The organism is Brevibacillus centrosporus (assembly GCF_046622605.1).
GTDB classification, from domain to species: domain Bacteria; phylum Bacillota; class Bacilli; order Brevibacillales; family Brevibacillaceae; genus Brevibacillus; species Brevibacillus centrosporus.
Window position 1 is genome coordinate 3,061,983 of record NZ_CP176856.1, and the last position, 25,129, is coordinate 3,087,111.

21 protein-coding genes are annotated in these 25,129 nt (G+C 45.4%); 15 read left to right on the top strand and 6 right to left on the bottom strand.

What is annotated here, in order from left to right; genetic code table 11:
• Positions 1-17: 17 nt before the first annotated feature.
• The 10 genes from ACLIN2_RS15520 to ACLIN2_RS15565 all read left to right on the top strand — a co-directional run bounded on the left by ACLIN2_RS15520 (position 18) and on the right by ACLIN2_RS15565 (position 10,894).
• A complete protein-coding gene (locus ACLIN2_RS15520; protein ID WP_411501480.1) occupies positions 18-830 on the top strand; it encodes an aspartate/glutamate racemase family protein in 813 nt (270 codons plus the stop codon).
• Complete coding sequence (locus ACLIN2_RS15525; RefSeq protein ID WP_411501481.1) at positions 718-2,481, top strand: M28 family peptidase; 1,764 nt, start codon at positions 718-720, stop codon at positions 2,479-2,481. The genes ACLIN2_RS15520 and ACLIN2_RS15525 overlap by 113 nt, the downstream gene beginning before the upstream one ends.
• 447 nt (positions 2,482-2,928) lie before the next feature.
• Positions 2,929-4,089 carry a sulfite reductase subunit alpha gene (locus ACLIN2_RS15530; protein WP_411501482.1) on the top strand — a complete coding sequence of 387 codons (1,161 nt, stop codon included), beginning with the start codon at positions 2,929-2,931 and terminating at the stop codon, positions 4,087-4,089.
• Between the two features lie 225 nt (positions 4,090-4,314).
• On the top strand, positions 4,315-4,779 hold the full coding sequence (locus ACLIN2_RS15535) for a RidA family protein (RefSeq protein ID WP_122960427.1): 465 nt from the start codon (positions 4,315-4,317) through the stop codon (positions 4,777-4,779).
• 288 nt (positions 4,780-5,067) lie between these two features.
• A complete protein-coding gene (locus ACLIN2_RS15540; protein ID WP_411501483.1) occupies positions 5,068-5,337 on the top strand; it encodes a hypothetical protein in 270 nt (89 codons plus the stop codon).
• Between the two features lie 175 nt (positions 5,338-5,512).
• Positions 5,513-5,848 (top strand): transposase, encoded by a 336-nt coding sequence (locus ACLIN2_RS15545; RefSeq protein ID WP_411501484.1) that lies wholly within the window; start codon positions 5,513-5,515, stop codon positions 5,846-5,848.
• Positions 5,849-5,884: 36 nt separating this feature from the next.
• The gene (locus tag ACLIN2_RS15550; RefSeq protein WP_411501485.1) at positions 5,885-6,295 is read left to right on the top strand and encodes an integrase core domain-containing protein; all 411 of its coding nucleotides are present in this window, start codon (positions 5,885-5,887) and stop codon (positions 6,293-6,295) included.
• 630 nt (positions 6,296-6,925) lie between these two features.
• Entirely contained in the window at positions 6,926-8,044 is a 1,119-nt protein-coding gene (locus tag ACLIN2_RS15555; RefSeq protein WP_411501486.1) for an NADH:flavin oxidoreductase, read from the top strand.
• A gap of 47 nt (positions 8,045-8,091) precedes the next feature.
• Entirely contained in the window at positions 8,092-9,117 is a 1,026-nt protein-coding gene (locus ACLIN2_RS15560; RefSeq protein ID WP_411501487.1) for an LLM class flavin-dependent oxidoreductase, read from the top strand.
• A gap of 691 nt (positions 9,118-9,808) precedes the next feature.
• Positions 9,809-10,894: an L-dopachrome tautomerase-related protein gene (locus tag ACLIN2_RS15565; RefSeq protein ID WP_310231718.1), complete on the top strand. Its 1,086-nt coding sequence runs from the start codon at positions 9,809-9,811 to the stop codon at positions 10,892-10,894.
• Between the two features lie 287 nt (positions 10,895-11,181).
• Here ACLIN2_RS15565 and ACLIN2_RS15570 read toward each other — a convergent pair whose 3' ends face one another.
• Positions 11,182-12,972, bottom strand: a complete 1,791-nt coding sequence (locus tag ACLIN2_RS15570; protein WP_411501488.1) for an LTA synthase family protein — start codon at positions 12,970-12,972, stop codon at positions 11,182-11,184.
• 576 nt (positions 12,973-13,548) lie between these two features.
• On the bottom strand, positions 13,549-14,646 hold the full coding sequence (serC, locus tag ACLIN2_RS15575) for a 3-phosphoserine/phosphohydroxythreonine transaminase (protein ID WP_310230946.1): 1,098 nt from the start codon (positions 14,644-14,646) through the stop codon (positions 13,549-13,551).
• Positions 14,647-15,190: 544 nt separating this feature from the next.
• On the opposite strand from serC, the gene ACLIN2_RS15580 reads away from it, so the two are divergent.
• Genes ACLIN2_RS15580 through ACLIN2_RS15590 form a run of 3 tightly spaced genes read left to right on the top strand, consistent with a single transcriptional unit; the run spans position 15,191 to position 19,018 of the window.
• Positions 15,191-16,078 carry a PEP/pyruvate-binding domain-containing protein gene (locus ACLIN2_RS15580; protein WP_411501489.1) on the top strand — a complete coding sequence of 296 codons (888 nt, stop codon included), beginning with the start codon at positions 15,191-15,193 and terminating at the stop codon, positions 16,076-16,078.
• Positions 16,078-17,712 (top strand): PEP-utilizing enzyme, encoded by a 1,635-nt coding sequence (locus tag ACLIN2_RS15585; protein ID WP_411501490.1) that lies wholly within the window; start codon positions 16,078-16,080, stop codon positions 17,710-17,712. The genes ACLIN2_RS15580 and ACLIN2_RS15585 overlap by 1 nt, the downstream gene beginning before the upstream one ends.
• Positions 17,699-19,018, top strand: a complete 1,320-nt coding sequence (locus tag ACLIN2_RS15590; protein WP_411501491.1) for an MFS transporter — start codon at positions 17,699-17,701, stop codon at positions 19,016-19,018. Before ACLIN2_RS15585 ends, ACLIN2_RS15590 begins: the two co-directional genes overlap by 14 nt.
• Positions 19,019-19,326: 308 nt before the next feature.
• On the opposite strand, the gene ACLIN2_RS15595 is transcribed toward ACLIN2_RS15590, so the two are convergent.
• Together ACLIN2_RS15595 and ACLIN2_RS15600 are read right to left on the bottom strand one after the other, a co-directional pair.
• Positions 19,327-19,836: a tetratricopeptide repeat protein gene (locus ACLIN2_RS15595; RefSeq protein WP_310230953.1), complete on the bottom strand. Its 510-nt coding sequence runs from the start codon at positions 19,834-19,836 to the stop codon at positions 19,327-19,329.
• Positions 19,837-20,045: 209 nt separating this feature from the next.
• Positions 20,046-20,714 (bottom strand): S-layer homology domain-containing protein, encoded by a 669-nt coding sequence (locus ACLIN2_RS15600; protein ID WP_327929167.1) that lies wholly within the window; start codon positions 20,712-20,714, stop codon positions 20,046-20,048.
• A 625-nt stretch (positions 20,715-21,339) separates the two neighbouring features.
• Here ACLIN2_RS15600 and ACLIN2_RS15605 point away from each other — a divergent pair.
• Both ACLIN2_RS15605 and ACLIN2_RS15610 read left to right on the top strand, forming a co-directional pair.
• On the top strand, positions 21,340-22,014 hold the full coding sequence (locus ACLIN2_RS15605) for a response regulator transcription factor (protein WP_327929166.1): 675 nt from the start codon (positions 21,340-21,342) through the stop codon (positions 22,012-22,014).
• 200 nt (positions 22,015-22,214) lie between these two features.
• Positions 22,215-22,856, top strand: a complete 642-nt coding sequence (locus ACLIN2_RS15610; RefSeq protein WP_327929165.1) for an FMN-dependent NADH-azoreductase — start codon at positions 22,215-22,217, stop codon at positions 22,854-22,856.
• A 104-nt stretch (positions 22,857-22,960) separates the two neighbouring features.
• Here ACLIN2_RS15610 and ACLIN2_RS15615 read toward each other — a convergent pair whose 3' ends face one another.
• Entirely contained in the window at positions 22,961-24,034 is a 1,074-nt protein-coding gene (locus ACLIN2_RS15615; RefSeq protein WP_411501492.1) for a GerAB/ArcD/ProY family transporter, read from the bottom strand.
• A gap of 26 nt (positions 24,035-24,060) precedes the next feature.
• The gene (locus ACLIN2_RS15620) at positions 24,061-25,119 is read right to left on the bottom strand and encodes a Ger(x)C family spore germination protein (protein ID WP_411501493.1); all 1,059 of its coding nucleotides are present in this window, start codon (positions 25,117-25,119) and stop codon (positions 24,061-24,063) included.
• Between the last annotated feature and the right edge of the window lie 10 nt (positions 25,120-25,129).

Here is a 25,129-nt window from a genome sequence, read left to right on the forward strand (position 1 = left end):
AGAGGAGGGATAGGCAGATGAAGATAGCCTATGTCGGAGCTGCGCCAAAATCGGCTGAAGAAGTGGAAAGACGGGGGCGTCTTTTGCAGCAATGGGCCGCTTCTGGCACAACCATTGAAATGGCGTATGCAACAGAAGGTCCTGCTTCGATCGAGTCCATGTATGAAGAGTACATAGCAATCCCACAGTACGCGAAAAACATGGTTCGTTTGGAAAGGGAAGGCTTTGCTGCAGCGATCGTTGGTTGTGCAGGTGACCCGGGGATAGACGCCTATCGGGAGCTATGTACAAACATGCTTGTCGTGGGACCAGGAATGAGTGGCTTTCACGCAGCTGCCCTGCTTGGGCGAAAGTTTACCCTGCTGACGGTAGAAGACAGCATGATCGCGAGCAGCTACGAGCTGATTCAAAAATCAGGACTCGCAAGTAGCGTTGCATCTGTCCTTGCCGTCAATATCCCTGTTCTGGAGCTCTCCCATAACCGCACGCAGACATTGGAAAAGCTCGTTCGAATAGGCAGGGACGCCATCGAGAAGGATCGCGCAGATGTTCTGGTGCTAGGCTGCATGTCCATGGCCTTCCTGCAAGTCGCAGAAGATATGCAGAAGCAGCTCGGCATCCCCGTGATCAATCCGGCAAAAGCGGCATTAAAGCTGGCAGAATCCTTGGTCAGCTGCGGGTTGAAGCAGTCAAAAATCATGATGGGAGAGAGTTCAAATGAATACCATTTACAAAAACACGGAAAAAACGCTGCTGGACGAAATCAATTTGGATGCTTCAAAGGTTATCCTGGAAAAGTTCAGCACGCTGGTTCGCGAATCCTCCAGTGAAGATGAGCGCATAGCATTTGGTCACCTGACTCACTTTTTGGAGGAATGGGGCGTGCCGCACAAGGTGCACTATCCAGAGCTGTACTTGAGTGTGCCTGTCCACGCTGGCGTCAAAGTGACAAGCCCAGCAGTGAAGGAAATTCGGGCAAAAACGCCAGCGTTCGCCGTTTCTACAGGAGATCAATGGGTTAGCGGCGAGCTTGTTTACGTCCCATCCGGGCATGCAGCCGACATGCAGGAGGTTTTCCATTCGCAGGTCAGTGTGGATTCGAGCGACCTGAAAGGAAAGGTGGTCATCACCGAAGGTCTCGCGATGCCAGGAAAAGTAGCCTCCTTTGACAAGCTGGGGGTGCTGGGAGCGATCTTCGTCAACCCGGGGAAAAACATCCACGATGGGATTTGCACGACAATCTGGGGAGCTCCGGATCTGGACACGATCGACAATGAACCGAAAATCCCTGCACTTGCGGTCAACCGTACGGATGGAGACGATCTGATCGAGCTGTGCAAGCAAGGGAAAGTACAGGTCGAGTTCCAGACCGTCCACAAAAAAGGCTGGTTTGCCTGCCCGCTGATTGACATTTTCATCGAAGGGACAGAGGAACCGGAGAAATACGTCCTGCTCCATGGCCATTTGGATTCGTGGCATGTGGGGATCGGAGACAATACTACAGGGGACGCCGCTATGCTGGAGATGGCACGCGTGTTTTACAAGCATCGCGACAAGCTGAAGCGCAGCCTGAGGATCGCCATTTGGCCAGGTCACTCCACCGGACGCTACGCTGGCTCTACCTGGTTTGCCGACACGTATGGTCTGGATCTGGATGCCAATTGCGTGGCGCAAGTAAACTGCGACTCTCCAGGCTGCCGCTGGGCCACTTCTTACGACTACAGTGAGTGGATGAGTGAAGTAGATGAGCTGTGCAAGGGAGCTATTTTGGACACGGTCCAGCAAGGCTCAAAGGGCAGCAGACCATCCCGTGCCGGAGACTACTCGTTTAACAATATCGGAATTACCTCATTCTACATGCTGTCCTCCAGTATGCCAGAGGAATTGCTGAAGGAAAAAGGGTATTACCCCGTGGGCGGCTGCGGAGCCAACATCGAGTGGCATACCGAAGATGACCTGCTGCACGTAGCGGATCTGGACATTTTATTAAAGGACATCAAAATCTACACAGCGTCGATCCTGCGCGTCGTCAATGCGTCTGTGCTGCCGTACAACTTCCGGAATACGGTAGATGAATTTGCCCAGACGATTCAAACGTATCAAGAAGCAGCAGGAGCCCACTTCAGCTTTGAAACGGCACTGACAGAGGCCCGTCAACTGCGTGAAGAATTGGAGGCGTATTATCAGGCGATCGAAGGCTTGCAGGATGGCGAAGTGACAGACCCGCAGGTCAAAAAAGTGAATGAGCAGCTCCAGGAGCTCGGACGCAACTTGATCACCATCAACTTCTCGCGCCGCGGCAAGTTCCGCCATGACCCGGCTCTCGACGTTCCCAAGCTGCCGGATATCGCGCCTGCTACGACATTAAAAAATCTTGCACCAGATACCCATCTGTACAATGTGACGATCAATCATTTGCGACGCGGCCAAAATCGCGTGGCGTGGGCATTGAGAGAAGCGAAACGAATTATTCGCAGCTAAGACCTGAAACCATGGAGAAGAACGAGCAGAGGTCCGAGAGCAACTTGATCGGGCCTCTGTTTTTTTGCATGCCAGTCTTGCCTTGGAATTTCAAGAAGAGTTCATACTTCTGGGGGTATTAGTATTTACAAATGTAATAGATTCAGAATATGATGAAAACGAAGTACGACAGCAAACAGGAACGACATCTTTGAAATATCAAGGGCTGGCAAAGCACTGAGGAGGGTCATAAAGTAAAAAAGGGGAGCAGCTGCCCCAATGAACCGGGTTTGAAACGGGCAAAATTGGGATATCCTGCAAGTGCGGTCTTTGATCGCCAACGAGTCGCTGATCAATCGTAAGACAGTAAGATGATGAATGGGAGACGAGATTTCGGTTTCACTTATATTGCATTTACACCAAGTAATAGTTTGTAGCCACTCTATACTACTTCTTGAGGTGATTTTTATGCAAAATACGATAGCCAATAAGGTACCGACTACATTCTCTAGAACGAATCCATTTCCAGCGAAAGTACTTAAAAATCAAAATTTAAACGGTGCAGGCTCCAAAAAAGAAACGAGACATATTGAGTTATCCTTGAAGGGATCTGACCTTTCCTATGTCCCAGGCGATTGCCTAGGAATCTATCCTCAAAATGATCCAGAGCTGGTCGCTTCCTTGCTTGAAGAGATGAAGTGGGATCCAGAGACGGCTGTTACCATCAGCAAGCTGGGAGAGACCCTTCCATTGCGGGACGCCCTCACCACTCACTTTGAAATTACACTTCTGACCAAAAAAATGATCCAGCAAGCTGCTGAATTCACAGACAACGAAGAGCTGAAACAACTTTCATCCGAAGATCACATAAATGAACTGAAAGAGTACATCAATGGCCGCGATTTGCTTGACATGCTTCGTGATTTTGGACCGTGGAAGGCTTCTGTGCAAGAGATCGTTTCTTTATTAAGAAAAATGCCACCACGTCTTTATTCCATTGCAAGCAGCCTGACTGCCTACCCAGAGGAAGTACATTTGACCATCGGCGCTGTTCGTTATACGGCGCACGGGCGTGAACGAAAAGGGGTTTGCTCTGTGCAATGCGCGGAACGCTTGCCAGAAGGAGAAACACTCCCTGTCTTTATCCAGGTGAATAAGCACTTTAATCTGCCCGACTCTCCAGAGAAAGATATTATCATGGTGGGTCCAGGAACAGGTATCGCACCATTTCGTTCCTTTATCCAAGAACGCAGTGTGACGGAAGCCACAGGCAAATCGTGGCTGTTCTTTGGAGACCAGCACTCTGCGACTGATTTCCTTTACCAGGACGAATTCGAAGCCTATCTGAAAGAGGGGGGACTAACCCGTCTGGATACGGCATTCTCTCGGGATTCTGAGCAAAAAGTATACGTTCAACATAAAATGCTTGAAAACAGTAAAGAGCTGTTTGCGTGGCTGGAAAACGGCGCATATTTCTATGTCTGCGGAGACAAGCAAAATATGGCGAAAGACGTGCATAGTGCGCTGATCGATGTCATTGAAAAAGAAGGAAAAATGACTCGCGAAAACGCAGAAGCGTATCTGAGCGCCATGCAAGAGCAAGGCCGTTACCAGCGGGACGTTTATTAATAAGAACAGACTGCCTGAAATAGATCTTCCTACAAATGAATGGAAACCGGAATCCCGCCTCTACGATTTGGCGGGATTTTTCATTTCTCAGCGGAAATAGATTTGCAGGGAGGAGTCGAGGCTTCGAGGAATAGGATGATTTTTCCAATAACAGGACAGATCTGTGGTAAAATCACTTTGAGTCTTTTTTGCCGATTCACAAAAGTAAAAGAATGGGGAAATCACATGAACAGAAACATATCCTTGATTCGTTCAGCGAAGCTGGCCGCTGTCGATTATGCATACGCGAGTGTTGTGCCTGCGGGAATGGATGTCATCTTTTTGGCTGGCGCCTGCCCGCTCGATCAAGACGGGAACGTCCCTTACCCCACAGATTACGCCAAGCAATCGGAGCTTTGTATGGACAATCTGAAAGAAGCCCTGCAGGCAAGCGGTGCCACCCTGACGGATGTTGTCTACACGAGAGTGCTTGTCGCGTCACAGAACCAGGAGGATTTAGTAACAGCTTGGCGCGCAATCCGTACGCAATTTGGCGATCATGATGTTCCAAGCACCTTGTCTGGAGTAACTGTACTTGGATATACGAACCAATTAGTAGAGATTGAAGCGGTGGCTGCCATAGCGCACCAAGAACCCGCCCATTATGCGACAGATCTGGTCAAGCGAGTTCTTTTCAGTGGTGATGAATAGTCTTAGGCTGAATAATAAAGTAGTAGACTGGGATTTGCCTTTCTTTCTGAACTTTTTTTGATAGCTGTTGAAAACCAAATCCCTAATGTGATGTTTTTTGTTCCTAGACCATACAAAAATAATCATACGCCTGTGCTTGCAACAAAAGAGATAAGATCCTGATACAACATTGGGAAATATGATTTAGACCTCGTTCTTTTTAATTATCACATACTACAAATTAGGCCAAAGGAAATTAAAAGGGTTATAAACTCCCTAACATATCTTCCGGGGAAAGAGATTAATCTAATGTCCAAATCCACTTTGCTTAATGATTATATAGACACTTGGAATCATTGGAGATTGAAAAGGCTACTTAATACTAAAGCCTTTTCTAAGTATCTGGCCGTTTCAGGAAACAGAGATATACTGTTATACTTGGCGTATCAAGCCGATAGGTTTAAAGATATCGAAGATGATGAGGAGTATAATTTTAGACATTCTCATGCGGATACCATTGGAACTTCTGTAGATAACGGAATGGATTTTTATTATTACTATGAAAATTCGCTTAAATAAGTAGTGTTTTCTCGGTTTCGATAGTGGCGTAAACACGAAAAGAGGCTGCTGGTGTTAATACCGGCAGCCTTTGCTTAACTAGCGGGCAAGATAACTTAGTTCTAAAGCGCCCTAATGAACTTGGACACTAAGAGTGTATCTAGTTTACACTACTAGTGACAGAGGTTGATAACTGATGAAACGAACAAGACATTCGAATGATTTTAAATTACAAATTGTAAAGGAAGCATTAGAAAGCGGAAATAAAGCAGCAGTAGCAAGGCGTTATGAGATTGCCACCAATATGCTGCATCGATGGGTAAAGGATTATGAGTCAGGGAAGTTGGGTGAAGTTTCCCAGGGGTACGCTGTAACACTCGTGCTGCCTTTGGTGAAAATCCCACGTTCGACTTACTATTACTCAAAAGTGAAAAAGTCATCGAGAAAACAGCCAGTGAGGGGCGACCAGCACCAGGCTATTCGTATCAAACGAATGGAACGAAAGTGTCGGATGAACAGATTCAAGAATTGAGCTTGCCATTCTACGCCCACACGTCAGAAACGTGTTGTGTATCCGCGAGAACTGGCTCGTAATCGAACGATTACTGACTCAAACCAGCTCTTCGAAACAGATATAAAGTACGGATTTATAGTAGGCGAGGAGCGATTCTTCTTTATTCAATCTTTCATAGACGTATATGACCGCTCGATTATTGCCTTTCACATCGGACTGAGCTGCGAAGCAAAGGATGAACGAATTCCACCAAAAACGCCAAATATGAACGTTCACATCGAGTCATTTCATCGGCTTCCCCAGGATGAGTGTTTGTCACGATATGAGTTTCAGACGTATGGAGAAGCCTACCAGGCAGTTACAGAGTACGTTCGGTATTACAATGAGCGACGAATCCATTCTAGCATTCAGACCTTTCTCCATATGCGTTTTACGAAAAAAACAAAAAAAAGCTTATCTCGATAAAAGCTGTTTGTCTATGAGTACAATTCGGAGGAAAACAAAGATTAAGGGAGTATGTGTCCAAAATCAGGGGGTTAATCCGTTATCCCCCTCATTAGTATCAATAAAGAAACTATCTTACAAAAAAGTGTGTACTTGCCGGAAAGTATACAACGTCTTATTATAACTGTCTACTGTACATTGAAATAATGCCGCATGACGAGGGAGTACATGGGGAATAATCGATACATGTGCAAAATTACAGATCGCTAGGGTAACACGTTCGATTCCAGATATTCCGATACCTCTTCATAGGACAATCGTGAAGGGGACGGAGACTGGAGATGCTGAAGATGAGTCAGGTGGAAACGATAAAAGATTTACAGGCGCAAGGGCTGGGGCAGGTGGCTATAGCTGAACGTCTGAACATCTCATGAAAGACAGTGAGCAAGTATATAGGCTATGAGAAAGGAAATGTCGAGACAAGGTCGGCAACATGAGACGCAATTTGTTCTTTTCTTTGCCCACTTCGCCGCCCTGTTCGAACAGGATAAGAAGACGTTCCTCTACTTGCCGAAAACAACGTTTGCCGCTTGCCTATACACCCGCATGGAACTATAGCAATACCAGCAGAAGTTAAAAGGAGAAATCAACTTGACAACAAGTACCCATCAAAAGTTTTCGCGTCTTTTCACTGACATTCGGATTGGTCATTTGACATTAAAAAATCGTATCGGCTTAGCTCCGATGACCAGAGTAAGCGCTACTGAAGATGGCCAAGCAACCCAAATCATGATTGACTATTATAAAAGCTATGCACAGGGTGGTTTTGGATTCTTGATCACGGAAGGTGCCTATCCCGATGAGACGTATAGCCAAGGGTATTTGAATCAGTCAGGAATAGCAAATGAGAAGCATATCGCTGCATGGAGAAAGATAACTGAGGCGGTACATCAATCCGGATCCAAAATCATCGTCCAATTGATGCACGCAGGAGCCCAATCACAAGGAAATCGTTACAAGAGTGAGATCATCGCGCCCTCTCACGTACGAGCAAAAGGTGAACAGCTTCCGTTCTATGTCGGGGAAGGGCCTTATAAAAACCCAAAACCAATGACGAAAGCGGACATCCAAGAGGTCGTTCGCAGTTTTGCAGAAGCTGCCAAGCGAGCAAAAGCAGCAGGGTTCGATGGAGTAGAAATCCACGGTGCCAACGGCTACTTGCTTGACGAGTACCTGACGGATTATATGAATCAAAGAACGGATGAATACGGAGGCTCAACAGAGAACCGGGTCCGTATTCTTATCGAGGTTGCTAACGCTGTGCGTGAAGCGGTTGGGACCGATTTTGTCGTAGGAATCCGTATCTCGCAAGGGAAGGTCAGTGATTACCATCATAAATGGGCCGGAGCCGAAAAGGATGCTGAAATCATTTTTTCAAGCTTGAGCAGAGTAGGATTGGATTATATCCATGTAACCGAATATGATGCGACACAACCGGCATTTGAAGGAACCGAACATACGCTGGCGGCATTGGCCAAAAAATTCAGTAATGTTCCGGTAATTGCGAATGGCAATCTCGAAGATCCTGAGAAAGCGGAGCAGCTCTTGATACGCGGTGAGGCTGATCTTATCACCTTGGGTAAAGGAGCGCTTGCTAATCATGACTGGCCCAAGCGAATCGCGGCAGGGCAGCCTCTGCGGGAATTTAACCCGGAAATTTTGGGGCCTAAAGCCAACATAAAGGATCAAGAATTGATCATAAGCGGCTAAGTCGGGAGTCGAATCTTCAATATCGTCACTGAAATGAGGAAGATGACATGTCTGAAAATAAAACAAACAAGCGTCTGAGCGACGTCCCATTCTCTGTTCTCGATCTGTCCCCGATTGTCGCGGGCGGCAGTCCAGCCGAGTCTTTGCGCAACACGCTTGATCTTGCCCAGCATGCAGAGAAGTGGAGCTACAACCGGTACTGGCTGGCGGAGCACCACAATATGCCTTTTATTGCGAGCTCCGCTACTTCGGTAGTGATCTCCCATGTGGCAGCCGGCACGTCTAGAATCCGAGTGGGTTCAGGCGGTATCATGCTACCCAATCATTCGCCCCTGGTGATCGCGGAGCAGTTCGGAACGCTGGAATCCTTGTTCCCGGGACGCATTGATCTCGGTCTCGGACGAGCACCCGGTACGGATCAGCGAACCGCACGCGCACTGCGCCGCGACAGTAGGAATGACGGAGAAGATTTCCCGGATCAGTTGGATGAGCTGCGGGCCTACTTCGACCCGTCTTTATCATCAGTCCCTAATCATGTGAGGGCTATTCCTGGAGAGGGCTTGCCTATTCCTATATGGCTGCTTGGCTCGAGCGGGTTCAGCGCGCAGCTAGCTGGTCAGCTAGGTCTGCCATTCGCCTATGCCAGCCACTTTTCGCCTGCCAACACCGTGCCGGCGATACAATTATATCAGCGTTCCTTCCAGCCATCGAAAGTACTGGAGAAACCTTATGCGATGGTCGGTGTCAACGTCATTGCAGCGGATACGGATGACGAAGCGAAACGTCTGGGAACGACTTTGCAGCAGCAATTTTTAAACCTGATCCGGGGCAATGAAGTGCCTCTGCAGCCGCCGGTGGATACCATGGATGGTCTTTGGAGCGAATACGAAAAGCGAGCCTTGGAGCAGCAGCTCGGTTCATCCATATTCGGCAGTCCGGATACTGTGAAGCAAAAGCTGCAATTCTTTCTGGACGATACCCAGGCTGATGAAGTTATGGTCATCGCCCAAATGTTCGACCACAAGGCGCGCCTGCACTCCTACGAAATCGTTGCAGATATCGTCAAAGCGTAGGGTGCAAGAGAGACTGAAGTTTCAATGCAACAATAATCACCAAAACATGGGACTGCCGCGGCAGTCTCTTTGCACTTTTCGCCGCTATGACCGTTAAGGTGAACCGTATCATAACGAACGGAAAAGTTGTTAAAATAAAACCAGCTAATATCTTGTCAATAATGATCTCTAAATTCATTAAAACTCGATGATCTACTAAAGATGCGCATGCCAAATATCCTTCCACCGAAAAAGCAAGAAAACGGCAGAAGGTGCACCGCATTACGACTGTCGGACCAACAATAAATCGGTAGCTTTGGTAGTGGCAGAGATTCTCCTTCTTTTTCGGATACAAGTGGAGTCAAGCTCACTAATGTCAGCCGACACTCTCATCATGACAAGCGAAAGGGAGGCCCTTAAGGAGCCTCCCTTTTGCTTCTGCTTCCTAGTATTACGGGTTGGTCGTTAAAATGATGACGTTCTTCAGCACTACAGCGCGGCGACAGCAGGTGCGCGGCAGTGCAAGCTGGGAGACGTCTTCGGGGATCCCCCTATTTAAGAACGTTCGTACTGGCTGCGTTCTTTTGTTTTGCCGCTTCCACAACTTGCGGGGTTCCCGTAAAAATATTTTATTATCCAGGCACTTGAACCACATTCAGTCATATATAGGTGATAGCAGTTCGAAACTATTGAGGAGGATTTTATACAAGTGATGTTACCGAGTGAAAAGTATTTCGGTAAGTTTGAGGCGGTTTTTTTATTTTACGGAGCCATGCCTACAGGCGTTACTGTTTCTGAAACCGGACGTATTTTTATTTGCTTTCCGAAATGGGGAGACGACGTTAAATTTACGGTGGCTGAAATCGTTCACGATACATTACAGCCTTATCCTAGTTTAGACGCTAATGTGGTAAGCCCATCGAATATCACAAAGTCCTTCATTAGTGTCCAAAGTGTCGTTGCTGATGGAAATGGAACACTTTGGGTACTGGATACAGGAGCTCCTAATTTCTCAGAACCTATCAAAGGGGGGGCGAAGTTAGTCGCTGTAGATTTACATTCAAATACAATAAGAAGTGTATATACATTTACGGAAGATGTTGTCCTGCCAACCACTTATCTGAATGATGTGCGATTTGATTTTCGTGTTGGTAAAGCAGGTTATGCTTATATAACGGATTCGTCTTCCCGAGGACCAGGAGCCATTATTGTCGTTGATTTAGAAACGGGTTATGCTTGGAGACGGTTAAACGGGGCAAATTCAACTTCGCCCGATCTCTTTTTCTTACCGAAAGTTGAAGGTAAAATCCTGATGAATCGAAACAAAGACGGATCTACTTCACCCTTTCGATTGGCATCCGATGGTATAGCGATTTCCCCGGACGGCAAGATGTTGTATTTCTGTCCTCTCTCCAGTCGTCATCTGTACTCGATTTCAACGGAAGCCCTTAGAGACCGAAGGATACCGGATATGAATTTACAGCATCACGTGAAGTATTGGGGAGAAAAAGGTGCTTCAGATGGAATGATCACCGATGCAAAAGGAAACGTTTACGCTGGAGACTATGAAAACAATAGTATTCGAAAGATATTGCCGAATGGAATAATGGAAACCATCGCACATGATCCGAGAATTTTATGGCCGGATACTTTTTCTATAGGTCCAGATCAATACTTATATTTCATCGTGAACCAATTACATCGGCAGGCAAGATTTCATTATGGAAATGACCTGCGGCAAAAGCCTTATAGTTTACTCCGTATGAAAATAGGCGAACCACCTGCTCCTACCTTTTAATAAAAAATTCACTTTACAAAGTTGACTCTATTTGCTTAGAAAATGTAATTTATGACTTTATGGAGCTTTGTTGCGCTAACAGGCAGTTTAACGTAATAAAGGTTCTGAAACAATGAAAAAGAGAGGGATGAGACAAACAAAGGACGAATTCATTTTATTTTTGCGTTCTTTAAGGAGCGACTTACAAACAAACTCAAAAGAATGGGAAAATCAATCATTTTCTGTTTATTGCTATCATGAAAAAAACAGCCGATTTGGCTGTTTTTGTTCGAAGAAGAGAGCTTTGTTTATGGAAGAAGCATATTGCTGCGAATCAGCCTGTCGGCATAGAGCGGTCCTTGTTTCGCCCAAGTTGCCCGCTCATTGGGCAGATTTCCAACGACATCGCCCTTTCGGAGAACAGCAAAGTCGTCAGCGGTCGTAAATAAATTTCGCCCAAGGGTTGCCTGCGAGAGGGGTGATGCAGGAAGCCCGAACAAATGAGCGAGAGTCGGCAATATATCAACTTGTCCGCCATGAATCGAAATTTCTTTTTCGGAAAGGGAAGGATGATAGATCAGAAACGGGACGCGTTTGTGATTTTCCTTCCACCAATTCCCTGCAAGCGGAGTTGTTGCGACTTCGTCATCGTAGTATTTGTGAATGCCTTCGTGATCCCCATAAACGACGACGACAGTGCGATCGAGCAGGTTGTTTTCGCGAAGCGAGGCAAGCAATTTCCCGATTTGGGCATCGACGTAATGTATACTTTGGAAATATCCGCCCATCCGATGCTGATCTAGCTGCGCGGGCAAGCGCATCGATCGATACTTCTCATCCAAATCAAAGGGAGCATGCGAAGACAAGGTCACCGCAAAAGAAACAAACGGCTGTGGCTGCTTGGCAAGTGTTTGGGATACTTCTTGCAAAAAAGCCTGGTCACTAATCCCCATGCCGATCCGTTCTGACTCGCCAATATCAAGCGAATCGATACGGGTGTCATAGCCAAGAGACTGATGGGCTGTTTTCCAGTTCCAATACGCTCCTTTGTCAGGATGCATGGAAATACTTGAATAGCCGCTCTCTTCAAACCATTTCGGTAGCGATGGATAGCGGTGCATCGGAAAGCGAACAAATACACTGCTTTTTCTCAGAGGATACACGCCCGTATTCGCAGTAAATTCCGCATCCGAAGTGGTTCCTTCTCCCACTTGTTCGTAGAAGCGAGAGAACCAATAGCTATGTTGTTTCATTTCGTTTAAAGTGGGGGTGATGGCTTGTCCTTCTACCGACTGTCCCCACACAAACGCTTCCAAGGATTCTACTTGTAGAAGAAGCAAATTGTACCCACGAAACTGCCCGAACGGCTCACGCGAAGCTTCTTCCAAGTTCGTTTCTTTTTGTGCGTACCAGTCCTTGATTTTCTCTTTCTCGCTTGCGTCAAGGGCAAGCGTTTCTCCTTCTTTCGCCGTTTCGATCGCATCTAGTATGTGATAGCCGATCGGACTGAGATTGTAGGCGGTACCCTCTGAGTCGATCGTGGAATACAGCGCCCAAGAATCGCGAAGCGGGGTATAGGCCTTCAGCGCAGGGATCGCACTTGTGCATAAGAGGCAAACGATCAGCCAGCAGGAAAACGCCCTCCATGAACGCACCTCCTCTTGAAACCAAGTCGGACGCATCCACAAGTGGATCGGGATGATCATTACATCGAAGATCAGCAACAAGTCCCAAGGGCGCGCCATGGAACGAATGGAACCGCCGAGGTCTTGCAGGTTCCCTGATTGCTGCAACACATGCAAAGACGGCAAGGTTTCAAACCCACGAAAATACCACAAATCACTGACGACGATGGCCGATAATATCGCAAGAAGTCCCCAGCCTATCCACGCTTTTGCGCGCCCGCGAAACAGGAAAAGCAGACAGAGAAACAAGCCCAAAAATCCGATGTAAAAGGGAAATCGCCAAAGGATCATGACAAAACTCAAGAAAAATCGGGATGTGTCATGACTCTCATCCAGGAGAAATCCGTAAAACAGGACACATTTCATCCAAGCTAGCACAAAAAACAGGACGAAGGCACTACGCTTACCGTTCATTCTCTCGTATCTACCTTCTCTCTTTTTTCTCATCTTCTTAGCATACGAATGCCCATTTAGACGCGCAACAACTAATTGTTAAATGCCCCCCCAAATGCCATTAGAAGCCGCGATTGAATATGCAAAATTGCATCCTCTTTTGACTGGAAAACAGGGTGTCAACCATCTCCACCCGGTAAGTTACTGTTTCTAACAGTGCTTGAGATAAAGCAGAGGTTGCTGATGGTATTTATTTAACAAAGGACACGTTCAATAAAAAACAATATCATACTAATAGTTTGCATTGGGGATGGCATTGTGTCGATGAAATATACAAAGCGTTTTGGACGCCCACGGAAGCATTTGTTTTTTGGAGATGGTTACACAAGGTTAGGATGGAACCCAAGTCTGTCTATGGAAGTTTGGTTAGTTCAATATACATTGTCATTTTTGAAAACCTATTACTTTAATGAATATGAGCACTCCGTTGGTCAGTCTGAAACTATTTTCAATTACCTGGTAATTTAGAAGACCGGAACCCCTGTACCATAAGGGGTTCCGGTCTAAAACTCTATTATCACTGAACAGAAGGAACAATTATCCGTTTACCTTCTGGAACTGAACCATGAAATCGCTCAGTGCTTTGCACGTTTCATACGGTACTGCATTGTACGTCGATGCACGGCATCCGCCAACCGAGCGGTGACCGTTCAGCCCGACGAAACCGGCTTGCTTCGCTTCTGCGAGGAAGCGTTTTTCTGCAGCTTCATCCTTCAGTGTGAACGTAATGTTCATCAGCGAGCGACTGGCTGGTTCTGCATGACCAGCGTAGAACCCGTTGCTTTGATCGATCGCGTCATAGATGAGCTTCGCTTTCGCTTCGTTTTGCTTCTCCAATGCATGGATACCGCCCAAGCCTTTTGCCCATTTAAGAACCTCGCCAAGCAAATAAATGCCGAATGTTGGAGGCGTGTTGTACAGCGAGTTATTTTTCGCATGGATGCCATATTTGAGCATCGTAGGGATGTTTTTGTTCGCTTTCTCAAGCAGGTCTTTGCGGATGATGACAACCGTCACGCCGGATGGACCGAGATTTTTTTGTGCGCCAGCATAAATCATCGCGAAATTGCTCACGTCGATTGGCTTGGACAAAATGTCACTCGACATGTCCGCAATCAAAGGAACGTCGCCTGTGTTCGGGAACTGCTTCCATTGTGTACCAAAAATCGTGTTGTTAGAAGTCAAATGTACGTATGCATCGGTTGCATGGTATTTCAATTCATCAATGGAAGGAACGGAACGGTAGTTGCCTGCTTTCGTGCTAGCAACCTCATACACGTCACCGAACAGTTTGCTTTCCTCGAACGCTTTCTCTGCCCATGCCCCAGTCATGATGTAGCCTGCTTTTTGACCAGACTGCAAAAAGTTCATCGGAATCATCGAGAATTGCAGGCTTCCTCCGCCTTGGACGAACAATACTTCATAATTTTCAGGAATGGACAACAAGTCACGCAGGTTACTGATCGCTTCATTATGAACGACTTCATATGCTGCGCTACGATGACTCAGCTCCATCACGGACATGCCTGTTGCACGGAAATCGATCAGCTCTTGTTGAGCCAATTCCAGCACTGGCAATGGGAGAGCAGATGGTCCAGCATTAAAATTGTACGCGCGGTTTACTTTTTGACTCACTTCACTCACTCCTAATGGGTATGCATTACTGGGCTTGGCTCAAAGGCATCGCCCAATTCCAAACATTTTCGTTTCTTCAAAGCAAATATTACACAAAATTCCGTTCGTTTTCCACATTTTTGCCGAGAAAGTTCGTGAACAGTGTATTGTCTGTAAAAAACCACTCTGACCCCATAGTCAAAATGGGTGCATTTTCGCGAGTTTTAGAAAGAGGATAAAACATTCGAGTCACATTCGGATTTGCTGAAAAACGGAACGATAAATGGAATACCTGGAAAGCAGTCAAAGTGACATTACTTCAATACCCCGTGAACATGGGAAGACGGGGGAGTTAAGCGAAACGACAGGCAACACTTCGAAAGGCATGAAGCCAACAATTCGTGTCTTTTTCACGTTGAGGAAATTTAGCGTGCTTCACCGTACAAAGGAATCATTACTCAGTAGAATATTTTTTTCGAATATTAGGGTCACTCTTGAATACTGTTTAAGGATTATAAATCATTCGTAAAATTTTCGTTACATTACGGTAAAGGAGTGCATATGGTTGTACACGGTATCCCTACAATCGGCAGGTCAGGAAGACATCCTTCGAGTGGGTACAAAAGCATTTCATTTAGCTCAATTGGTTCAAGAAAACTTCCGAGTACCACAAGGATTTATCGTTACTTCAAATGCACTCGCTCGCTTCATGATTGAGAATCATTTAAAGGAAAAAATATGGGAGGCGACTGTACCGTCAGAGATTGAGCTTGACATTGCAGCCGCCTATGAGCGACTGAAAGTGGAGACGAAAGAATCGGATCTTTCTGTTGCCGTTCGTTCTTCTTCTGCAGCAGAGGACTTGCAAGGAGCTTCTTTTGCAGGCCAATATGAAAGCATTCTAAACGTGAAAGATTTCCCTCATCTCATGGAGAGCGTGAAAATGTGTTGGAGCTCCTTGTTTTCAGACAGGGTGAAGCAATATGCCCAGCAAAAAAAGATTGCGGCTGAAAATTTTCCGATGGCGGTCTTGATTCAACGGTGCATCGAAGCGGATGTCTCAGGTGTCGTTTTCAGTATGAATCCGGTAACCCAAAACAAGGAAGAGATCGTGATTAACGCGAGCTATGGGCTGGGAGAAGCAATTGTTTCCGGCATGGTTACGCCAGATAGCTTTCGTTTCAGTAAACAGCTTGCTTACATTCACAGAGATCTGGGCAGCAAAGAAATGAAACTGGTTTATGGGCAAAAGGGCGTAAAAGAAGTAGAGACAACTAGTGAAGAGCAAGAGTGCTTTTGTCTCACAGATGAGCAACTATTGTCACTGGTAAGAGAAACGAAAAAAATGGAAGCATTCTACCAGCATCCCGTCGATGTCGAATTTGCGATCAAGGCTGACCACATCTACATCCTGCAAGTGAGACCTGTTACCACAAGAGGAGGCCAGGATTGATGACGCAACTGACAGAATTTCAAAGAGAGATCATTCTGAATGAAGAAGACAAACAGAACTATTTTTGGATACAGGATGATGTTCATTTGGCCCATGCCGTAAGCCCGTTGTTTGCGTCGTTTCAAATTCCGGCGATGACAAAAGGAACGAAAACGGCCTTTGAAAATCTCAAAATGCCACTCCGTCAATTCATGATGAAATTGGCGGATGGTCGCCTTTATCAAGCAACACTTCCTCATGAAGGAGATATGCCCTCACGGATTCGAGAGCATCAAGAGCTGGTAGGTCCCTTGTTTCCCATTCAAAAGCAAAGACTGATGGATTCCGTGGAACATATCTTCTCCCCTTTTTATCGCCAATTGGATGCATATCGAAGCCAAACGGCTACATTAGATGAAGCCAAACAAAGAGTTGAGGAACTATTTGCGTTCTACGAGAAAGCATGGCAGCTTCATTTTGAAATTGTGATGCCAAGAAGCGGACATTCGATGGCGTTGGAGGAGCTGTACACTCGACTAACCAACGAGTCGGATGCAACGGCCGTTTATGAATGTCTGTCAGGTGTGATGAACAAGACGCTGGAGACAGATCGGGAGCTATGGAAACTGGCTGTGCGGGTGAAACAGTCTGCGGTACTAGAAGGGATATTCACCGGATTTCCCACTGAAGAAATCGTATCACAGCTCGATCAACAGGAAGAAGGAAGAGCTTTTTTAACAGGCCTGCGGGCATTTCTCGATGTATACGGGTACCGTTCCCCAAACTCCCATGAATTCCTTGATGAAACTTGGATCGAAAATCCCAATCAGGTTCTATACATGATCAGCGCCTACTTGCAGAAAGAGTATGATTTTGAAAAGGAATATGCGCAAATCGTTCAAAAGCGCGAGGAGAAGTTACTTGAAACGTTAGCCAAAATGCCAGAGGGAGAAGGAAAGCAGGCGTTTATACAATTGCATCAATGGGCGCTGGAGGCCTGGGGGCTGGATGAGGACCACCACTTCTATATTGATGCGATGCTCCCCGCGAAATCTAGGCTCTTCTTGTTACGTGTAGGGGAGATGCTTGTGGACGCGAATGTAGTGGAAGCTCCTAATGATATCTTCTTTCTGTACTATGATGAGTTGCTCGACGTATTGTCAGAACCCGCTTTGGTATCTCAAACAATAGAGCGACGGAAACAGGAGCATGAGCAGAACAAACAGAAAAACGTGCCGCCCGTTTATGGAACACCACCAGAACAAGTTCCAGACGATCCCATTTTGGAGCGTGTATTTGGAATAAAGACACCAGACGTGAATGAGCAGGAGAAACATTTTTCCGGATATGCGGCTTCACAGGGGCAGTACACGGGAGTTGTAAAGGTAGTGCGAGGGCCTGAGGATTTTTCCAAAATTCAGGCTGGCGATGTACTGGTTTGTAAAACAACGACCCCGCCATGGACGGTTCTGTTTTCAGTCGTGGGAGCGGTCGTGACCGATGCGGGCGGGATCTTATCTCACGCAGGAACCGTTGCCAGAGAGTACCGTGTGCCTTCTGTAGTGGGTACAAAAGTAGCGACGAGCGTTCTTCGGGATGGAGATATCGTAACAGTAGATGGTACCAACGGAGTGGTTCACTTTGGAAAACAATAGGCACGGACTCATGCTGCTCTCCATATTGACAGGGACTTTTTTGGTCCCTGTCAATTCAACCATGATTGCTGTTGGTTTGCCTAGCATTGTTGAATCCTTGCATAGCAGCCTGACTCATGCCTCTTGGATCATTACCGTTTATTTGATCGTGATGACCGTGCTTCAGCCGATTGCCGGAAAACTTGGGGATATTTATGGCAATCGGGAGATGTTTCTTTTAGGCATGCTGCTTTTTCTACTTTCCTCCATCGCATGTCTGTTTACGATGAATTTGCTGTGGTTGATCATTTTTCGAGCCGTCCAGGCTGTCGGTGGTGCATTGGCTGCTCCGAATGCCAGCGCCATCATCAGGTATGTGACACCCAGAGAGAAAATGGGCAAGACCTTTGGAATGTTTGGTTTCTCCATGGGCATTGGCGCTGCGCTTGGCCCATTAATGGGCTCGATCTTAATCAGCTTATGGGGCTGGACGTCCATCTTCTGGATCAATGTCCCCTTTGCTTTGGTGTCGTTATGTGCATCGTTTTTTCTTTTACCAGCCATCAAAAAGGAAAAGACTGCAACGCTGGATATCTATGGATCGGTCCTTCTAGGTATCAGTCTCATATCGCTCATTCTGTTAGTGACGCATAATGAATATAGGACGATTTGGACATTGGGACTCCTATGTATGCTAATTCTTCTGTTCATCCGGCAGGAAAAGAAATGTGAGGAACCGCTCATTCAATTTCAATTATTCAAAAACCGCATGTTTACCAGTGCCAATTTTTCTATTCTGTTTAGCAATGCCATCATGTATAGTACCATCCTGGTGATGCCGATACTTTTGCAAAATGAATTCCACTTCTCCGTGGAAACGATTGGCGTGCTGCTCTTTGTATTTTCGCTGTCGATGTCTCTGTTTTCATGGGTTGGCGGGTACCTAACAGATCGTGTTGGAAAGAAAATGATAGTTCTGCTTTCCTTTCTTTTCTCAGCCGTAGCAGTGGGCGTATATGTAGGATTCTATTCCAACCATTCACTCGCAACGATCGCAATTGGCCTGGTCATCGGAGGACTAGGGGCAGGAATAGGTTCAGCATCTATGCAAACGGCTTCGCTGCAAGCTGTTTCAAAGGAGATGTCTGGGGTTGCCTCTGGTATCTTTTCCACTTTCCGCTATGTGGGCGGTATGATCGCTTCCGTTTTAGTAAGTTTGCTAATGGATTACCATCTCCTGTTCTATACCCTTTTTTTCTTCGCTTTATCAGGCATTCCCGTAGCAAGGGGATTGCATGAGCCATCGATAAAAGAGAGCAATGGATGAAGTGATAGATCTTTGCTGCTCTGTATCTTGTCTATCTGCGTGCGAGTGCCACTGAGATTCCTACATCGAGTACCCTTACTTACTGCAGGTATGACCGTAATCGTAACCGTATAACAAATACGGAGAAGTTGTTGAAGTAACGGGATCGATAACGCAAAAACAAACCACGACAAAGCTGCAGCGATGATGACCGGCAGCTTTGTTACGCTAACGGGCAGAATACTAGGGATCGATAGTATACCTAGAAACTGGAGGCTAAAAACAGATAAAATGAAAAAGCAACCGTGATAGTTGCATTTAATTTGTACTTATTCGGCTATTTCATCAAGGTCTTCGTTGTAAGCCAATATTCCCCGTTTAAAGTAATGAAGTTTTTCATCTGAGGTAGTTTCCATTAAATTTGTAATCAGCAGCTCAACGCTTTCTTTGTAACTTTGGCTATTGTACAGGGCCATAGCGAGAAACACTTTAATTGCCTGGTTCTCTGGAAATTCACTCATTCCTCTGCGTAACGTCTCAACGGCTCTTTGGTAGTGTCCCCAGTAGCGGTATGTACTCCCCAATCCCATTAGGCATCTTTCAAGATCAGGCCCAGAAAGACCCAATTCAAGAGCTCGCTCATAATATGGAATAGCTTCACGTCCAAGGCCGGAATTGTCATGGGCTATTCCGGTTTGGTAATTGATCTCTGCATCATCAGGGTAATAGGAAAGTAGTTCTAATAAGTGATTTCTAACCTCACCTAATATTGCTTGATCTTGCTTGGCTCTTCCTTCTTCACGCCGTTCAATTAATTTGCTCAATTCGTCTCTTGTCATATTTTCACATCCCAAGGTCGGATATCTTAGATGAGACTATCTTAACATAAAAATGACTCTCATTACGCTAACAGATTCGATAGTTCAATGAGGCAGTCTAAGTCTTTATTATCCATGAACAATAGCAGGAAAATAAAAAGAGCACATAAAAAGGAGCATTAGCTGTGTAGGCTAACGCTCCTTTTTATGTGCTGTCTAATCGGTTACCCTTATGGCTGAGCTGGGAGTGTACGTGCCTTCACATACTCCAGCGCCTTTTGGATCAGCTCGGCAGACTCTTTACGGCTAATCTCGCCCTTTGGATTGAAGTTTCCTTTTTCATCGAGCTTCGTGAAGCCAAGCGCGAGTGCTCGCTGAATGGCACCTTGATAGGCAATATTCAGCTCGGCCTCATCCGCTAGCTTAGCAGGAACCACGTTAATCATGGGGAGAGCGTTCTTCGATTCCATAGCGCGCATCAGCTGGAAGACGAACTCTTCTTTTGTCCACATTTTATTCGGCTCAAGATCTGCCGGTAACTCCAAGCCGTTGTTTGCAGCAATGATTAACGCATTGGCATACCAGGCGCTGTTGTTCGCGTTTTTGTAGTAATCACTGGCAAGCGGGGGCTTCACAAAACGAATCGTGTCCAAATTTAAATCAAAGGCGTTAACGATCAGTTGAATCCCCTCAGCCGTCGTAATGGTAGCTTCCGGCAGGAAAAAGTCAGCTGCCAACTCATCTTGAGTTTGCTGGTCAACCATGATGTGCATGGTATCTTTATCCACAGTAGTATTTTGATCCGTGAAGAAAGTAGCAGCGGATGCGTCATGCTGCAGGAAGCCTGCAGACAGAAGAGCGAAAGTGGAAAGTGCGAGAATGGTACGGTTCATTTTCATGGAAGTGACCACCTTTTCTTATGAGTAGTTGATTGGTTGAACGATTTCAAGGGGAGCGTGAACTTGCATCCGCTTCAAATCTACTTACTTACTAAAGCCTATACTTTAACGAAACTTAACTTAGATGTGCTGCTCTAGCGACACGTCACGAAATTCTTGTATTTGTTGACCCGATTGAAGCCATTTTGAGTACTACCTCTACCAGCAATCGTCATGATGCTTGTTAGTCTGTCCGTTTCCCCACCTCAGCTTTCGTGTTGCTAGTTACTATTCTTTAGACGGTGGTAATTCGTAAGTGTTACATGGAATTTTACTGATTTATTTTTTGTTTTTTCTTCTGCACTCGGAACACTCGTGAGCATTTTTCCCAGCTCGATTCTAGCAGCTTATTCGTAACTATTTGTTTTCCATCACCTCTGCTATGCCGATGAAGTTGGTTGCGTACATTCTGACGACAGTTATTTCATAAACGTTTCAAGAAAATATTCAAGGGATAGAAGCAAACTGTTTTTTCTAGGTTACTTTTTTTAAACCTTGTCTCTTCAAGGTGCCTACTTCAACAACAGATTTCAAGGGGGTATGATCACAAGGAAAGAAAACTACTACGATGACAGGAGGTTCACGTATGAGTGGTTCTACCATTCTGATTGCATCTGAAGATCAAAATGTTGTCCAATTGCTTACAGAAGCCCTCCTAGAAGAGGGGATTCAAGCCACTAGCTTCAAATCTGAAGAGGAAATCGTAAAAAAAGTAATGGATCCAGATATCTCACTTCTTTTACTCGATATCATGATTCAGGATGGGGATGGGCTGGAAGTCTGCAAAAAAATCAGACCCAACGTCAGCATTCCGATTTTACTATTGAGTGTGAAAAATCGAGAGCTCGATCGCATCATTGGATTGGAAGTAGGAGCAGATGATTATATCCCAAAACCATTTAGTGTAAATGAATTAGTTGCTCGTATTAAAGCTCACTTGCGTCGCGAAAATCGGTATGTATGCTTAACAAATACTATACAAACAAGTGATCTTGTCATTAATAAAGATACTTATGAGGTCTATCACGAGAACCAAAAAGTGTCCCTTACTACAAAGGAATTTGAAATTTTGTTTTATATGGTTCAAAATAAAAACCGTGTTTTAAGCCGTGAGCAGATTTATGACGCCATCTGGGGACAGTTTGGATACGGAGATTTAAATACGGTAACCGTACACATTAAGAATTTGCGATCAAAGCTCGCCCTAAAAAATCAAAGCATAAAGACGGTTTGGGGCGTTGGCTATAAATTTGTCGGTTAGTCAAATAGATCAAGACGATCAGCCTCTCATCTAGAGGCTTTTTTTGCGTGAAGGAACGGTTGATCCACTCATGGTTACATCCATGTGCCCTTGACACATAAATGTAACTACTTCTCAAACTTGCTTTTTGAAAACATAATGACAGTGCAGATAGAACACAGTTGATATCTAGCACTTAGGTAACAGGAGGAAATAGTTATATGGCAACCGTACTTTACATTACCGCACATCCACTCGATACAGAGGCATCTTACAGCCTTTCTGTCGGAAAGGAATTTGTAGAGGCTTATCGAGCTGAAAATCAAAATGATGAAGTCGTCCACCTCGATTTATATAAAACGGACCTTCCACAAATTGACGCAGACGTATTAAATGGTTGGTTCAAGCTAAGAAATGGAGAGGCTTTTGATAACCTAACCAGTGCTGAAAAAGCGAAGGTGAGTCGTCTTGGTGAGCTTGTAGACCAATTCGTTGCAGCCGACAAATATGTGTTCGTGAATCCTGTTTGGAACTTCTCTTATCCTCCAGCGATGAAAGCATACATCGACGCGATTTGCGTTGCGGGGAAAACATTTAAATATGTGGCGGATCAAGGACCAGTTGGACTGCTTGCAGGCAAAAAAGCCATCCATATTCAAGCGAGCGGGAGCATTTTATCCGAAGGCCCACTTCAAGCTAGCTTTGAAATGAGTCACCGCCACTGGGAAGTGATTATGAAGTTTTTAGGAGTGTCTAGCACTGAAGCGATTTTCGTTGAAGGAATGGGCGCTACTCCTGATCTGGCACCAGCTATCAAAGACAAGGCCATTCATAAAGCAATGGAGCTTGCTCGACAATTTTAAGATAGTGTCCTAAATCACCGAGTAGGTTAGGAATTCATGGAAGGCGAATACCGGAAGTGAATTCCTTCGGTTCTTAAGAAATTAACTAATCCATATTCCCGATCTCACAGATGATTACGTCTCAGCTTGATCCTCTCGATGATCTTATAGAAAATAAATAACAGGGGGATATAAACGTAAACAAAGTAAAGTCCGGTGACGGAAGAGAAATTGCCCAGAAAATCCACCTCTAATTGATCCTGAACCAAGATGGAGGCGACCATAAGACAGGTCATCAGTATTACGAGGGACCAACTTGGCTTGATTCTGCAAACTCGTTTGAGGATCCTTGTGCAGCACCATAAGGGGATGCAAACAGTCGGAATGATGATCATAAACCATGAGAAAATAAACAACAATTCAAATCGCTCAAGAAACTGGATTTCGATAATTTTAGCCATCTCCAAAGTCGGCCAAAGAGAGTGGATCAAGTGACCTTGACTGAAATAAAGAAGTGTAATAACCAGTAGAACCGCATATTTTAGAGTGCTAAAGAGCAAGCCCAAGTGCGCCCATTTCATGGATTCTTGAGGAGTTCTGAGAAAAGGGAAATACAGCAGCAAGGTTTCAAAGCCAAGAAAGATGATGCTCGATGACTGCGCGGATAAGAGTAAGTCAGATAAGGAATGATTGAATACCGGGAGTAGATGATGGAGCTGACCATATTCGAGCGGAAAGTAAAAGGCGGCCATAAGTAAAGTAGATAAGATGACACTAAAAAAGCAGAAGCCCGTCAGTGCCCGAAATCCTCCTGTGACTAAATAAGAGAGAATGCCAATAAAAATCAGGGATAACTCCCAGGTTTGCAGGGATGGGAATATCCAGACCTGCAGCACATGAATATAGACACGCAGGACGGTGAGAGCAGTCATAAAAAAATAGGCAATCAACAAAAGCGAAGCGGCATTTCCCATGTATTTTCCGAAGCAAAATTGATGAACCTCGATTACATCCTTCGAGGGATTCCGCAACATTTGATACATCATCCATAACACAAGATGAAGGCTGATGCCTGTAAATAGAACAGCAAGCCAAGAGTCTTGCTCAGCACCGTAAATCGCCATCCTTTGAAACTGAAGCATGCCGATCCCGGTTTGAGAGGCATGGATGAGAAAAAACACAAAAAATCCGGAAATCAAGTAATTTTCCTTTACGATTGTTTGCACTAAGAACCCACCCCTGATTGAGACAAGATCACTTCTGGCTTCACAACAAAGTGAAGGTTAGGATAGGTATCCTTTTGGAAATGTTCCTCTGTCCATTCCCGCTGTTTTCCTCTGTACAACTCTCCGAATCCTACTGGATCAACACCATTCGTCTGGAATTTCGTCAAAAGCTCTTTTATCTTGCTTTGAAGCTCCTCCTCGATTTGTTTCTTGAAACGGTTCATCTCACTCGCACTTAGCGGACTGACGGAAGCTGGATATTCCTGAAGCTGGGTATGTAGTGTAAGGGATATAACCGTTTTATCTTCCAATAAAGAAATGGAACGTTTTCCATATAAAAAGGAAAGTAAGACACGTTCATTTTTTCCTGTTGTAAATTCGTATTTTCCGGTTAGATCTCGGTCTGTCAACAGCTTGAGAAGCAATGCCTCTTTACTGTGGATTTTTACATGTAATTTATCGCCCTTAAAGATCCCTGCTCCGTCCATGGTAATTAGACCCTTTTCAGCTATATTTAAAATGGGCAAGTATACATCCTGACCTTTGCCATAATACTGGTTGAGCAACAAGTGGAAATTGGTTATCGGGGTATTTCCTTCCGTCATATTTTGCTCAACTAGATTCGCTAGGTAGTATGGCGGCTGTTTCAAAGACTGAGTTAATACTTTGCTTGCCGTTTGATTCGTAAGGATTACTTTTGCGTTGCTGCCTAGGAGGGGATCTCGCACCAGTACGCTGACAAGCTCGGATATCCCATTTTTTGCGAAGGCGTCCCCTAAAACCACCGTTCGTGTTTGACCCAGCTCAATCTGGTGCTGTGACTGGGCTGTGAAGGACGTAACCGTTCCTTGTATCGTATCTGACTGGCCGTTTAACAGGATGAGCGGGTTGCCTCTATGCGTATTTTTGTACAACGGGTAAAGGGCGATGCCACGAATGTTCTTTCCCTCGATGTCATATCCCAAGCCCTGGATGATTTTGATTTGATCAATCACTTTCAGTTTGGCACAGCCTGTCAGGACAAGAAAAAGGGATAAGGTTAGATAGGCGTATTTCATCTTCTTATCT